General features: G+C 58.7%; 13 protein-coding genes and 1 tRNA gene. 8 read left to right on the top strand and 6 right to left on the bottom strand.

Annotated features, from left to right (window positions below; all coding sequences use genetic code 11):
* Positions 1 to 186: 186 nt before the first annotated feature.
* The 8 genes from AB4O36_RS08880 to AB4O36_RS08845 all read left to right on the top strand — a co-directional run bounded on the left by AB4O36_RS08880 (position 187) and on the right by AB4O36_RS08845 (position 8,713).
* The gene (locus tag AB4O36_RS08880; protein ID WP_460141509.1) at positions 187 to 864 is read left to right on the top strand and encodes a thermostable hemolysin; all 678 of its coding nucleotides are present in this window, start codon (positions 187 to 189) and stop codon (positions 862 to 864) included.
* Positions 854 to 2,335, top strand: coding sequence for an AMP-binding protein (locus tag AB4O36_RS08875; protein WP_460141508.1), 1,482 nt, complete (start codon positions 854 to 856; stop codon positions 2,333 to 2,335). Before AB4O36_RS08880 ends, AB4O36_RS08875 begins: the two co-directional genes overlap by 11 nt.
* On the top strand, positions 2,332 to 3,006 hold the full coding sequence (locus tag AB4O36_RS08870) for a TenA family transcriptional regulator (RefSeq protein ID WP_460141507.1): 675 nt from the start codon (positions 2,332 to 2,334) through the stop codon (positions 3,004 to 3,006). The genes AB4O36_RS08875 and AB4O36_RS08870 overlap by 4 nt, the downstream gene beginning before the upstream one ends.
* Positions 2,993 to 3,802, top strand: a complete 810-nt coding sequence (locus AB4O36_RS08865; protein WP_460123733.1) for an SDR family oxidoreductase — start codon at positions 2,993 to 2,995, stop codon at positions 3,800 to 3,802. The genes AB4O36_RS08870 and AB4O36_RS08865 overlap by 14 nt, the downstream gene beginning before the upstream one ends.
* Positions 3,799 to 4,443, top strand: a complete 645-nt coding sequence (locus AB4O36_RS08860) for a tetratricopeptide repeat protein (RefSeq protein WP_460141506.1) — start codon at positions 3,799 to 3,801, stop codon at positions 4,441 to 4,443. Before AB4O36_RS08865 ends, AB4O36_RS08860 begins: the two co-directional genes overlap by 4 nt.
* 11 nt (positions 4,444 to 4,454) lie before the next feature.
* Positions 4,455 to 5,117: a response regulator gene (locus tag AB4O36_RS08855; RefSeq protein WP_460123727.1), complete on the top strand. Its 663-nt coding sequence runs from the start codon at positions 4,455 to 4,457 to the stop codon at positions 5,115 to 5,117.
* On the top strand, positions 5,114 to 6,481 hold the full coding sequence (locus AB4O36_RS08850) for an ATP-binding protein (protein ID WP_460123724.1): 1,368 nt from the start codon (positions 5,114 to 5,116) through the stop codon (positions 6,479 to 6,481). The genes AB4O36_RS08855 and AB4O36_RS08850 overlap by 4 nt, the downstream gene beginning before the upstream one ends.
* A gap of 264 nt (positions 6,482 to 6,745) precedes the next feature.
* A complete protein-coding gene (locus tag AB4O36_RS08845) occupies positions 6,746 to 8,713 on the top strand; it encodes an LTA synthase family protein (RefSeq protein WP_460141505.1) in 1,968 nt (655 codons plus the stop codon).
* 125 nt (positions 8,714 to 8,838) lie between these two features.
* Here AB4O36_RS08845 and AB4O36_RS08840 read toward each other — a convergent pair whose 3' ends face one another.
* From AB4O36_RS08840 to pgsA, 6 genes are all read right to left on the bottom strand, one after another.
* Positions 8,839 to 10,194 (bottom strand): ATP-binding protein, encoded by a 1,356-nt coding sequence (locus tag AB4O36_RS08840; protein WP_460141504.1) that lies wholly within the window; start codon positions 10,192 to 10,194, stop codon positions 8,839 to 8,841.
* Positions 10,170 to 10,835 carry a response regulator gene (locus AB4O36_RS08835; RefSeq protein WP_460123716.1) on the bottom strand — a complete coding sequence of 222 codons (666 nt, stop codon included), beginning with the start codon at positions 10,833 to 10,835 and terminating at the stop codon, positions 10,170 to 10,172. Before AB4O36_RS08835 ends, AB4O36_RS08840 begins: the two co-directional genes overlap by 25 nt.
* 96 nt (positions 10,836 to 10,931) lie before the next feature.
* Complete coding sequence (locus AB4O36_RS08830) at positions 10,932 to 11,372, bottom strand: hypothetical protein (protein ID WP_460141503.1); 441 nt, start codon at positions 11,370 to 11,372, stop codon at positions 10,932 to 10,934.
* A 27-nt stretch (positions 11,373 to 11,399) separates the two neighbouring features.
* A complete protein-coding gene (locus AB4O36_RS08825; protein ID WP_460141502.1) occupies positions 11,400 to 12,164 on the bottom strand; it encodes a COG4705 family protein in 765 nt (254 codons plus the stop codon).
* Positions 12,165 to 12,529: 365 nt separating this feature from the next.
* A tRNA-Gly gene (locus AB4O36_RS08820) sits at positions 12,530 to 12,605 on the bottom strand.
* Positions 12,606 to 12,668: 63 nt separating this feature from the next.
* The gene (gene pgsA, locus AB4O36_RS08815; RefSeq protein ID WP_460123708.1) at positions 12,669 to 13,229 is read right to left on the bottom strand and encodes a CDP-diacylglycerol--glycerol-3-phosphate 3-phosphatidyltransferase; all 561 of its coding nucleotides are present in this window, start codon (positions 13,227 to 13,229) and stop codon (positions 12,669 to 12,671) included.
* Positions 13,230 to 13,233: the final 4 nt, after the last annotated feature.

Raw genomic sequence — 13,233 nt, 5'->3', positions numbered from 1 at the left:
GTCAACAACTGCCGACCGATTCGGCAGTCTCAATACGGTTCCAGGGCGAACCGACGCCGCTACCCTGCCCTGGCAGTCTTAAGACAATCTGAAGATCGACAGTTCGTTAACATTTTTTCACCTTCAGACTTCGTTAAGAAACGGCTTGGATACTCCCCTCAAACCCATTGAGGGAGGCGCTGCGCCATGCCCGATACAGACTGGAACATTCCCCTGCCCTTGCACTTCGGTCGGGCAGAAACTCAGCGGATGAGTCTGTTCAACGCATTGCCCGGTGATTCACGGCGAGCGCCTTTTGAAGCCTTCATTGAGCACCAGTTTCGCAAAACTCATGGTGCCGATATCCGCCACTTCATGCCCGAGCTGTTCGGGATGCTCAACAGCGCGGGCCAGTTGTGCGCAGTCGCTGGCGTACGACGAGCCCATCGTGAGCCGCTGTTCCTGGAGCGTTATCTGGACGAGCGAATCGAGCCACTGATCAGCGCGGCAGCCGCTCGCGGAGTGGAACGCCGCGAAATCGTCGAAGTCGGCAACCTTTGCGCCAGTGACACGGGCAGCGCACGCCTGAGCATCATCGCCCTGACTTACCTGCTGGGTATGGGCGGCCCGGAATGGGTGACGTTCACCGGCAACATCGGGTTGGTGAACAGCTTCCATCGCCTGGGTCTCAAACCGGTGACACTGTGCGCCGCCGACCCCAAACGCCTCGGCGAGGACCGCCACGACTGGGGGAGCTACTACGAAAGCAAACCCTGGGTGCACGTCGGGAACATTCGCGCCGGGTTCCTGCATTTGCGCGATATCGGACTGTTTAACCGGCTCGGATTGCCGACGCCGATCGAAGGAGCCTTCCATGTCGCTTGAACTGCAACGGTTCCATGAAACCCTGCGCGGCCACGCCGGGCGCAACGACAGCAGCGTGGCGCTGTGGGGCGATACGCTCAAGATCGACTACCCGACGCTGTACGCCGAGTTGCTGTACCGCCAGGAGCGCCTGCGCGATGAGAAGGTGCAGGTCGTTGCTTTGGCGCTGGACAACGGCGTCGAAGCCATGCTCTGGGACCTGGCAATACTGTTCGAAGGGCTGACGTGCGTATGCCTGCCGCCTTTTTTCAGCGCGGCGCAACGTGCCCACTGCCTGGAGCAGAGCCAGGCCGAACGCGTCATCGCCGAGCCGCAACTGGACACCGAAATGCTCACAGCCGGCTATGAAAAACGCGGCGAATTCTGGTGCCACGCTTTTGCCGGTCCCAATAGAATGCCAGTGGGCACCGCCAAACTGACCTTCACCTCCGGCACCACGGGCACGCCCAAAGGTGTGTGCCTGAGCGCCGACAGCCTGCTACGGGTCGCGCGGGAGTTGGAGCAAGCCAGTCTTGCCAACGCGCCACGACGCCATGTGGCACTGCTGCCCCTGGCGATTCTGCTGGAAAACCTGGGCTGCTACGCAGCGCTATATGCCGGTGCAACGCTGAGCTTGCCGAGCCAGGAAACCCTCGGCATTCAGGGCGCCAGTGGCGTCAATGTGCCGCGTATGCTCGGCTACCTGGCCAGCCGCCAACCTGAGAGCCTGATCCTGGTGCCGCAACTGCTGTTACTGCTGGTCAGCGCTGCGGAACAACACGCTTTCAATCCGCGCACCCTGCGCTTTGCTGCCGTGGGTGGCGCACGGGTGGCGGAGGAGCTGCTGCACCGCGCTCAACGGGTGGGGCTTGCGGTGTACGAAGGCTACGGGTTGTCCGAATGTGCCTCGGTGGTTTGCCTCAACCGTCCCGGTGCGCAGCGCCCCGGTAGCGTCGGCAAGCCCCTGCCCCATGTAGCGCTGCGATTGGCGCAGGACGGTGAAGTCATGATCAAGGGTTCGAGATTGCTCGGCTATCTCGGCGAACCTGCGATCACTGACCCGTGGTGGCCGAGCGGCGATCTGGGCGAATTCGATACGGACGGTTTCCTCTACCTCAAGGGACGCAAGAAACACCAGTTCGTCACCAGCTACGGGCGCAACGTCAACCCCGAATGGGTCGAGGCCGAACTGACTCAGCGCCGGCACATTGCCCAAGCTTTCGTCTATGGCGAAGCCCTGCCCCACAACCATGCGCTGCTCTGGCCGCACCGCCCGGATTGCACCGATGCCGAGCTGCAAGCCGCCGTCGATGAAGCCAATGACGTTTTGCCCGATTACGCCCATGTGCATCACTGGACGCGTCTGTCTCAACCTTTCAGTGCCGCCAACGGCCTGCTCACCCCCAACGGCCGTCCACGCCGCGACGCCATCGTCACGGTGTATCACCACCTGTTGACTGAATCCGTCGTATCCGAGGAATCCGCATCATGAGTTTTTTCGACACCCTGCAAGAAGCCACGCAAAAGGAACGCCATGAGCTGTTCAACCTGCCGATCATCGTCGATGCCCTTCAAGGCCAGGTCAGCCTGGAGAGCTATCGGGCGTTCCTGGCACAGGCTTATTACCATGTGCGCCACACCGTGCCCCTGATAATGGCGTGCGGCGCAGCCCTGCCGACGCGCCTGGAGTGGTTGCGTAAAGCGGTCTGCGAATACATCGAAGATGAGTACGGCCATGAACAGTGGGTGCTCGACGACATCGCTGCCTGTGGTGGGGATCGTGACGCCGTGCGCGACGGCCAGCCATCGCCAGCGATAGAGCTGATGATCAGCTTCCTCTACGACCTGATCGCCCGCGGTAATCCGGTGGGCTTGTTCGGCATGGTCAACGTGCTGGAGGGCACCAGCGTCGCCCTGGCTACGCACGCCGCCGCCAGCATTCGCGAGCACCTGGCACTGCCCATCTCGGCCTTCAGCTACCTCAGCTCCCACGGTTCGCTCGACATCGAGCACATGCAGACCTACCGCCACCTGATGAACCAACTCGAAGACCCGCAGGATCAAGCGGCGGTGATTCATGCCTCGAAAATGGTTTACCGGCTCTATACCGAGATGTTCCGCGGCCTGCCCCGCCACGCGGAGGCACAAGATGCAGCTGCATGAGGCCCGCGTGGTGTTGACCGGTGCCAGTGGCGGTATTGGTGTGGCGATCACCGGCGCTCTGTGCGCCGCCGGTGCGCGCGTGCTCGCCGTGGCACGGCATCAGCAGGCGTTGTTGCCACTGCTCAAGCGCTACCCGCAGAACCTGAGTTGGATCGCGGCCGATCTCACTTCGTCCGATGATCAGCGCCAAGTGTTGACGGCTGCCGAGGGCATCGGCGGTATCAACCTGCTGATCAACGCCGCCGGCGTCAATCACTTTGCCATGCTCGAACAACTGGACGACAGCGACATCAACGACATGCTGGCGGTGAACATCAGCGCCCCCATCTGCCTGACCCGACTGCTGTTGCCACTGCTCAAGCGGGCTGACAACGCCATGGTGGTCAATGTCGGCTCCACCTATGGCTCCATCGGCTACCCAGGTTATGCCAGTTATTGCGCCACGAAGTTTGCCCTGCGCGGGTTTTCCGAGGCTTTGCGCCGAGAACTGGCCGATACCCGCGTCAACGTGTTGTACGTCGCGCCCCGCGCCACCCGTACGTCGATGAACAGTGCCGCCGCGCAAGCCTTGAACGATGCGCTGAAGGCCAGCGTCGACGATCCGCAAACCGTGGCAGCGGCAGTCACTCATGCGATTGCCGGTGATCGTCGAGACCTGTACCTGGGCTGGCCGGAGCGGTTTTTCGTGCGCCTCAACAGCCTGCTACCCAATCTGGTGGATCGGGGCTTGCGCAAGCAGTTGCCGCTGATCCGTCGCCTGAGTGAAAAAAACGAGAACGAGACGCCAAAATCATGAAGAAAATGTTCGCATGCCTGCTGCTCGGCGCCCTCAGTCAAAGCGCTCTGGCACTGGACGCCGCCGATCAACAACGCCTGAACAGCATTCAGCAGGGTTGGGCGCGCATTCAGTACGAGACCCCGGAAAGCCAACGCGCTGCTGCCTTTGAGCAACTGGCAGCCCAAGCCTCCAACTTTACAACCGAGCGTCCGGCCGTGGCCGAGGCCTGGATCTGGAAAGGCATCGTCACCAGCAGTTGGGCCGGCGCCCAGGGCGGACTCGGCGCCTTGGGCAAAGCCAAGGACGCCAAGGCCGACCTGGAAAAGTCGCTGACCCTGGACCCAAAAGCCTTGCAAGGTTCGGCCTATACGAGCCTCGGCGCGCTGTACGATCGGGTGCCCGGCTGGCCGATCGGCTTCGGCGACAGCGACAAAGCCGAGCAATTGCTCAGGCAAGCCCTGCACTTCAATCCCGACGGCATCGACAGCCTGTACTTCTGGGGCGATCATCTCTACCGTCAGAAACGCTACGCTGAAGCCAGGGCCGCGCTGCTCAAAGCCCTTCAGGCAGCGCCTCGGCCGGGCCGGGAAAGCGCTGACGCCGGGCGCCGCAAAGAAATCGCCGCTTTGCTGGTGGACGTGAACAAGAAACTCGACTGACAGGAGCCCATGTGCGTTTACTACTGATCGAGGACGATGTCGCGCTCGGTGAAGGCATTCACCAGGCGCTGGGGCGCGAGGGTTACACCGTCGACTGGCTCAAGGATGGCGCCAGCGCATTGCATTCGTTGCTCAGCGAAAGCTTTGACCTGGCGGTGCTCGACCTTGGGCTACCGCGCATGGATGGCCTTGAAGTGCTGCGTCGCCTGCGCAACAGCGGCTCCAACCTTCCGGTGCTGATCCTGACCGCCCGCGATGCCACGGAAGACCGAATCGCCGGGCTCGATGCCGGCGCCGACGATTACCTGATCAAGCCCTTCGACCTGGCCGAGCTCAAGGCGCGCTTGCGGGCCTTGTTACGGCGCAGTGCCGGTCGCGCCCAGGCGTTGATCGAGCACGCGGGCATCAGCCTGAACCCTGGCACCCAACAAGTCAGCTACAGGGGCCAGCCCGTGGCACTGACACCCAAGGAATATCAGTTGTTGCATGAGTTGCTGTCGCCGCCCGGCCGGGTGATGACCCGCGACCAACTGATGCAGTTGCTCTATGGCTGGAGCGAAGAAGCCGAAAGCAACACGCTCGAAGTGCACATCCACCACCTTCGCAAGAAATTCTCCACCGACCTGATCCGCACCATTCGGGGCGTGGGTTATTTGGTGGAGGAGCGCCAATGACCTCGATCCGCCGCCGTACACTGACGCTGATCATCGGTCTGTTGCTTGCCGGCTTGACGGTACTCAGCTTCTTTAACGTGCACGACAGCAATCACGAGATCGCCGAGGTCTACGACGCACAACTGGCCCAGAACGCGCGGTTGCTGCAAGGCGTGATGCGCATGCCGCTGGCCGGTCAGCAACACGCCGACCTGTACCGTGCCTTCAACACTGCTCTGGGTGAAGCGGAGCCGCGAGGCGACGGCCACCCTTACGAACGCAAAATTGCCTTTCAGGTGTGGAACTCCGAAGGTGAAGTGTTGGTACACACTGCCAGCGCGCCTTCGTTCAGATCACCACCCACCTTGCCAGGCTTCAGCGACGTAGTGGACCTGAACAACCGTCATTGGCGCGCCTTCATTCTCGAAGATCAAAACAACGGCATGCGCATCTGGGTCGGAGAGCGCGATGACGTTCGGGCGGATCTGGTTGACCGCATCGTCCGCCACACCTTGGGCCCCAACGTGATTGGCAGCCTGCTGTTGGCGGCCATGGTCTGGCTTGCCATCGGCTGGGGGCTCAAGCCGTTGGCGAACATGGCCGCGACCTTACGCGCAAGACACAGTGGCTCGCTTGAACCGTTGCAGTTGACGCCGCTGCCCAGCGAGCTGGAACCGATGCAAGCCGCACTCAATCGCATGCTCGCTCAAATCCAGGAAGTGCTCGGACGCGAGCGTCGCTTCATCGCCGACGCCGCCCATGAGATGCGTACACCGCTTGCGGTGTTGCGAGTCCACGCCCAAAACCTTCAGGAAGCCGGCTCTGAACAGGAGCGCCGTGAATCGCTGGCGTTCCTGATTGCCGGCGTCGACCGCACGACCCGATTGGTCAACCAACTGTTGACCATGGCCCGCCTTGAGCCCGGCGCTGGAGGTTCCCCGCCCCAACGGGTCGACGTAGCCGAGACAGTGCGCAACAGCTTGGCTCAAATGACCCCGTGGTTACTGAGCAAACACCTGGAACTGGCGTTTGAAGAAAGCGGCCGGCCGGCCTACGCGCTGGTCAGCCCCACTGCGCTCGAAATTGCCCTTGGCAACCTGATGACCAACGCCGCCAATTTCTCGCCAGACAATGGCGTGATCACTGTGAGGTTGAGCCGGACTGAGGGCTTCTGCCATTTGATTGTCGAAGACCAGGGTCCCGGGATCGAAGAAGCGGACCGGGCACGATTGTTCGAACGTTTTTACAGCCGTGGCAATGCGCAAGGGGCAGGACTGGGCTTGACCATCGTCAACACCATCGCGACGCAGTTGGGAGGGAGCATCACGTTGGTCAACCGCCAGGAAGGTGGCTTGCGGGCAACGTTGTCCATCCCGGCCAGTTAACCGGCGATCACGATCGACTTGAGTGGTATGCGCAGAAAGGAAAAACCCGAACGACCTGTGTGAAAACACGCTGACAGCCTTCCGAATGGCAACAGGATCAAGTCGTCTTGACGATTTTTTTCTATTCTATCGGATAGATTCATTTTCTCGCCATCGTAACTCCGTGCATTCGAAAAGGAATGTCCTATGGATTAGGACTCGCAGATACGCAGATCCACCAGCAACAAATTTTCGATCTGGAAGGAATATTACAAGGAGTTTTCAATGCGCTTTTTCACTTCAGCCCCCCTGCGCTTCGTTCTAACGGTTACCGGCCTATGGTTGGTGGTTTTTACCCTTACCCGGTTGGTGTTACTGGCCACTCACCTTTCAGAGGCGGGCAATGCCTATGCTTCGATTTTCGGTATAGGCGCACTGTACGATCTGAGCTTTCTGCTGTTCGCCGCGCTGCCGATGAGCCTCTATGTGTTGCTGTGTCCTCCCGCTTTGTGGCGTAGCCGTGGGCACTACTGGTTTTTGCAAGGCCTCTTGATACTCAGCGTTTTCGTGATGTTATTCACCGCTGTGGCTGAATGGCTGTTCTGGGACGAATTCGGCGTACGCTTCAACTTTATTGCCGTGGATTATCTGGTGTACTCCGACGAGGTGTTGAATAACATTCTGGAGTCTTACCCTATCGGTAAGTTGCTTAGCGGGTTGGCGGTGATCGCCGTTGTAATCTGCATTATTTTGTACAGACCATTAAAGCGTGTGATCAGTGCGCCGTTGCCGGCCTGGCGCGTGCGCTTGCTGAGTGTTGCGGCGTTGTTCGCCTTGACTGCAATTGTTGTGTGCTTCGTTGACCAGGACACTCCCCGGGGAGAAGGCGGAAACACCTATCAGCATGAATTGGCCAGCAATGGCCCCTACCAGTTCTTTGCCGCGTTTCGCAATAACGAGTTGGACTACGAACAGTTCTACGCCACGTTGCCGAATGATGTAGTCGGCAGAATGATCCATCAGGAAATGGCGGAAAGCGACGTGCGGTTCATCGGAAAGGATTCCCTTGATGTACGTCGAGTCGTCACGCAGAAAAAAAAGACCAAGCGACATAATATTATTTTGGTGACCATCGAAAGCTTCAGCGCGAAGTACATGGGCAGCAATGGGAACCCTGACAACCTGACGCCCAATCTCGATCAATTACGTAAGGAAAGTCTTTACTTCAACAACTTCTACGCCACTGGCACCAGAACCGACCGTGGCCTGGAAGCGATTACGTTGTCTGTTCCTCCAACGCCGGGACGCTCTATCGTAAAACGGGTAGGCCGTGAAAGTGGCTTCGCCAGCCTGGGCCAACAGCTCAATCATGTCGGTTACGACAGCGTTTTTGTATACGGTGGACGTGGCTACTTCGACAACATGAATGCGTTCTTCGGGGGGAATGGTTACAAGGTGGTCGATCAAAGCAGTGTCGATGAAGCAGATATCCATTTCAAAAATGCCTGGGGCATGGCAGATGAAGATCTTTACCAATTGACGCTGAAGCTGGCAGACGAGAACTTTTCGCTCAACAAACCGTTCCTGTTGCAACTGATGACCACCTCCAATCACCGTCCATACACTTACCCAGATGGCAGGATTGATATTGCATCCGGTGACGGTCGCGACGGTGCTGTGAAATATACTGACTATGCAATCGGAAAATTCCTGGAAGCAGCCCGAAAGAAAGCCTGGTTCGACAATACTATCTTTGTCTTTGTCGCTGACCACACGGCTGGTAGCGCTGGCAAGGAAGATCTTCCAATTCGTAATTATCAAATTCCATTGTTCATCTACGCCCCTAAGCTCATTCCTGCGCGTGAAGAGGGTCAATTGGCGAGTCAGATAGACTTGGCTCCGACACTGCTAGGGTTGTTGAACCTTAATTACGAATCGACATTTTTCGGTCGTAACTTGCTTCAAGCGTCCACATTGCCCCCCCGTGTCTTGGTCGGTAATTACCAGCACCTTGGTCTGTTCGATGGGAAAGATCTGGCTATTCTTAGCCCCCGATCCTTGTTGCGACGCCACGACGACGCATTGGGCGCGAGCCATGAGGTGACGGTTCAAGTCAACGACCCTCTAATCGCACGAGCGATTACCTACTACCAGGCTGCGAGCTATGACTTCACCCATCGCTTGTTGAACTGGGGCGGCAGCAAAGACACTGCCGGCAATGACATCCCTCTGATCGCTCCCGCTCGCGACTGACTCGGACAATGGTGCCAAGCCTGCATTCAGCAGGCTTGGAACTGCTTGGATAATGCGTAAGGCTCACGTCCAGGGTTGATGGCAGAAATTGTCAGGGATCGCAGGTGCCATGCACCTGAAGCAAATCAGCTCCGACGAACGTCCAGCGAGACACAAACACGTAATCCACTCTGTTTGACCTCATCTGCAAAGCTCAATCCGACACGTGCGCCGATACGGTCGGCTATCGCCGCAACGATGGACAACCCCAGTCCGGAGCCGGCTTCACCTGTGCCCAAATTGCGGTAAAACGGTTCGAATACCAGCGCTCGCTCTTCGGCGCTAATGCCGGGGCCGGAGTCCTTGATCTCGATGAGTACGCCAGAATCGGTCGGTTCGACGCTCAAGTCGACCCGCCCGCCCGTCGAGGTATAGCGAATGGCATTGTCCACCAGGTTCTTGACCAGGATGAACAGGTCCAGCTCGTTGATAACAACCCGCCTATCCTCGACGCTTTCCACTCCAATATCGATACCCTTATCCTCGGCCAATGGCAGCAAATCCTCCAGCACACGACGAAACACGGCGTGTACCGAAACCTCCGTCTCGATTCGTTGCGTGACTGATTGCGCGGCGGCCAGCGCCAACAGCTGCTCGATGAGCATGCGGCTGCGCTCGATGCCCTGAGCCAGGGGCACAAACCTCTGTCGCGCCGCCTCTGACATCGGCATGGAGGACAACCGCTCCGCTTGCAATGACAGCGCCGTCATCGGCGAACGCAATTCATGGGCGGCATCGGCGATAAACCGCCGTTGCGTTTCCATGGTCGACGCGACGCGCTTGAGCAATCGATTGATCGCCACGACAAAAGGACGGATTTCGCTCGGCAGGTGCTGCTCATCGACAGAATGAAGCGCCTGATGGTCGCGTTGATCGATTTCTGTTGATAGCGTTGCAATGGGACGGAACAGTTTGCGCACCAGATCCCCCACCACCAACAGCAACACTGGAAACAGAATGAGAAACGGCAGCAGACTGTGCCAGGCGCTTTCCCGCGCTTCCTTATCGCGCACGTCGGCCTCTTGCGCGACCACGATGCGTTCGCCTGTAGAAAGGGTTCTGACCAGCGCACGAAAGTTTTCGCCGGCGATGTTCAGTGTCGACAACCCATCCGCCAGAGTCACGGGAAATGGCAACGGGATGCTGACATCGTCATTGCCGACTGCTTTGGCGCTATCGGCCAGGTACTGCACGATGATCCTTGATTCCTCGTCGTCATCAACGAGCCTTTCAGCACCGGGATAGCGCAGGGTCATGTGCTGGCGATCGAACAGTACTGCCACCTGGCGCAAGCTTTCGTCCTGCATCTCGTGAACTTCGTCGAGCGCCGACATGAACGCGAACACACCGGCCAGCAAGGCGACGAGGAGAATGGCCAGTGACAGCGCGACGGACAGCTGCGATTGCACCGAGTCGCTTAAACGCCTTTTGAAACCATCCATCCCATCCCCCTGACATTCCTGATGACATGGCTCCCAAGTTTTCGTCGCAGCGCATGGATCAAAAATTCCACCGCGTTACTTTCCACTTCGTTGCCCCAGCCGTAAATCCGGTCTTCCAGCTCACTGCGCGAGAGAATGGCGCCCGGGCGGATCAACAGCGCCTGCAAAAGCGCAAACTCGCGACTGGAGAGTTGGACTTCGCTGACGTCGGCAGTGGAGGCTCGCTTGGAGACAAGGTTCAAGGAGACTTCGCCGTTGTCCAGCAATGATTGCGCGTTACCACCGCGACGGCGCAGTACAGCGCGCATGCGTGCCAGCAACTCAGCGATAGCAAAGGGTTTGAGCATGAAGTCATCAGCACCGGCATCAAGGCCACGCAGACGATCATCCAAACCATCCCGGGCGGTGATAATCAACAGCGGCACAGGGTTGTTGCGTGCGCGAATGGCATCCAGCACATCGAGCCCATCCTTGCCCGGCAGGCCAAGGTCGAGGAGGACCAGGTCATAGGTCTGGGTGTCCAGCGCCGCCAACGCGGTGAGGCCGTTTTTCACCCAGTCGGTGGCGTAACTCGCATCGTTGAGCGCATTTTCGATGGCATCCCCAATCATCAGGTCATCTTCGACCAGCAGAATCCGCATGCACCGCTCCGACAAAAAAGGCGCGACGGTGATCCCCGTCGCGCCTGTATTGAAGCACTTGAACCGGCATTTGTCCGCACCCGGCTCCGACCCGACTTACTGCTGCGGGCTTTTCATCGCATCGAAAGCCTTGAGCAAGTCATCCATGGCCGACTTGCAGTCAGCTTGCTTCGGCGTGCCGGCGCGCAAGGCGTCGAGTGCGTGGTCAATGGCTTTGTCCAGCACATGCCAGTCAGACGCAGCCCGGGGTTTGATGCCCGCTTCGGCAGAGTCCCAGGAGGTTTCCAGGTCCTTGATACGTGTCTTGGCAGCGGGGAGATCGTTTTTTTCCACCAGCGTGCTCACGTCAGCGGCAATCCTGCGGAACTCGCTCAGGTCGCCGAGTTTCGAGCCGGACTGCGCTGGCGCACTCATCGAGCTGGTCGGCGTGCCGGCAGCGGGTTTATCGGCGGGCTTCGAACAACCCGACAGACTGCCGAGCAATACCAGTGACGAGATGATGGCGACATGACGAATAGTCGTTTGAAAGAAGCGCATGTGGATTCCTTGATAGATGTTTGAAGGTTATTGAACGGCGGTTTTACGGTTGCCAACGCTGATCTGTGCAACTGCCACCAACAGCACGATGACGGTCAGGAAGATCGCACTGGTCCACGCTGCACCCATGCCCAGACCACCGTAGGTCTTGGCTTGAGTCAGCAAATCTCCGAGGGAGGCGCCGAATGGACGAGTGAGGATGTAGGCGATCCAGAACGTCAGCACCACGTTGGCGCCCAGACGCCAGGCCAGCAGCGTCGCCGCAATCAACGCGCCGAAAATCACCGCACCCAAGGTGAATCCCAGCCCCAGCGCCTCCGTGGCCAGATCACCGGCGGCGGTGCCCAGGGCAAAGGTGCAGAGCACAGTTGACCAGTAGAAAAGTTCGCGTCGCGGCGTGTTGATCTCGCGAATTGAAAGGTTGTTCTCCCACTTGAACCAAATCAGGAAGTTCAATGAGAGCAGGACTGAGAACACTCCGGTACTGACATACAGACTGATATCGAGCATGTCGGTCATGATGTCGGTGATCTGCGTGCCAACTATGCTCACCAGTACCACGGTCAACCAGTAGATCCACGGTGAATAGACCGTTTTGCGCATTTGCAGCAATAGCGCGCCAGCCAGCAGCAGCGCCATGCCAATGCTGGTCCAGCCGGTGCCGAGCCCTGCGTCTACGGCAAGGAAGTCGGCGCCGGTTTCACCTACGGTGGTCGATAGAATCTTGATTACCCAGAAGGCAAGTGTGACTTCAGGTACTTTGTTGAGCCATCCGGCTCTCGCGGGATTCATGCTGGTCGCCTCTTCTGAACTGCGCTGAATGCGCTTGGAAGAAGATACGGATGGAAACTTAGCCAAGACTGAGGGTGGTGACGTGTTTGCAACGTACCTATTGGGAAGGCGCCTGATGGCGGCCACGGTTCAGAAGATGCTCTGGATCGCAAACTCAGTCACACGTGGTCGCTCGCTCGTCATCCAATACGAGTCGTGCGCCGCCCCTGGGACTGAATCGCGGCCCGCGATCTCCAACCCGACGGTGGAAATGATCACTGCGGCTGCAAGAGGCTCACAGCGAGTGATCATGGAAAGCAGAAACGCAAAAAGGACCCGAAGGTCCTTTTTTGCGATCATTGCAGCCGAAACTGCAATGCTATGTTTGGAGCGGGAAACGAGACTCGAACTCGCGACCCCGACCTTGGCAAGGTCGTGCTCTACCAACTGAGCTATTCCCGCGTCTTGGTGTGGCGCATTTTATAGAATCCAGAAGCCCCGTCAACCCCTTGATTCAAAAAAGTTTTATTTCTTTTCCACATCGATCTTCAGGTGTGGCCAGGCGGCGCGCAGATATTGGACCATGGACCACAAGGTCAGACCGGCGGAGATCATCAGTAAAACGTAGCCGAGCAGCACCCAGAAGGTAAAGTGCGACGGGTTGCCCAGCAGGATCACCAACGCGAGCATTTGCGCGGCGGTTTTCCATTTGCCCAGGTTCGACACGGCGACGTGCGCACGGGCACCGATTTCGGCCATCCATTCGCGCAGGGCCGAGACGACGATTTCGCGACCGATGATGACGGCGGCCGGCAGCGTCAGCCACAGGTTGGCGTGCTCCTGCACCAGCAGCACCAGGGCCACGGCGACCATCAGCTTGTCGGCCACCGGGTCGAGGAACGCGCCGAATGGCGTGCTCTGTTCCAGGCGACGCGCCAGATAGCCGTCCAGCCAGTCGGTGGCGGCAGCGAACGCGAAGACCGAGGCGGAGGCCGCGTAGCTCCATTGGTAAGGCAGGTAGAACAGTAAAATGAAGATCGGGATAAGCAGGACGCGTAGAACGGTAATCAGATTAGGGATATTCATCGGC

The organism is Pseudomonas sp. S2_E01 (genome assembly GCF_054668365.1).
Note: the sequence above shows the minus strand (reverse complement) of the source record. Positions and strands in the feature narration are given on the sequence as shown.

Coding starts and splice junctions, on each gene's coding strand:
- AB4O36_RS08880 (WP_460141509.1), top strand. CDS start 187: ATGCCCGATACAGACTGGAACATTCCCCTGCCCTTGCACTTCGGTCGG.
- AB4O36_RS08875 (WP_460141508.1), top strand. CDS start 854: ATGTCGCTTGAACTGCAACGGTTCCATGAAACCCTGCGCGGCCACGCC.
- AB4O36_RS08870 (WP_460141507.1), top strand. CDS start 2,332: ATGAGTTTTTTCGACACCCTGCAAGAAGCCACGCAAAAGGAACGCCAT.
- AB4O36_RS08865 (WP_460123733.1), top strand. CDS start 2,993: ATGCAGCTGCATGAGGCCCGCGTGGTGTTGACCGGTGCCAGTGGCGGT.
- AB4O36_RS08860 (WP_460141506.1), top strand. CDS start 3,799: ATGAAGAAAATGTTCGCATGCCTGCTGCTCGGCGCCCTCAGTCAAAGC.
- AB4O36_RS08850 (WP_460123724.1), top strand. CDS start 5,114: ATGACCTCGATCCGCCGCCGTACACTGACGCTGATCATCGGTCTGTTG.
- AB4O36_RS08845 (WP_460141505.1), top strand. CDS start 6,746: ATGCGCTTTTTCACTTCAGCCCCCCTGCGCTTCGTTCTAACGGTTACC.
- AB4O36_RS08840 (WP_460141504.1), bottom strand. CDS start 10,194: ATGGATGGTTTCAAAAGGCGTTTAAGCGACTCGGTGCAATCGCAGCTG.
- AB4O36_RS08835 (WP_460123716.1), bottom strand. CDS start 10,835: ATGCGGATTCTGCTGGTCGAAGATGACCTGATGATTGGGGATGCCATC.
- AB4O36_RS08830 (WP_460141503.1), bottom strand. CDS start 11,372: ATGCGCTTCTTTCAAACGACTATTCGTCATGTCGCCATCATCTCGTCA.
- AB4O36_RS08825 (WP_460141502.1), bottom strand. CDS start 12,164: ATGAATCCCGCGAGAGCCGGATGGCTCAACAAAGTACCTGAAGTCACA.
- pgsA (WP_460123708.1), bottom strand. CDS start 13,229: ATGAATATCCCTAATCTGATTACCGTTCTACGCGTCCTGCTTATCCCG.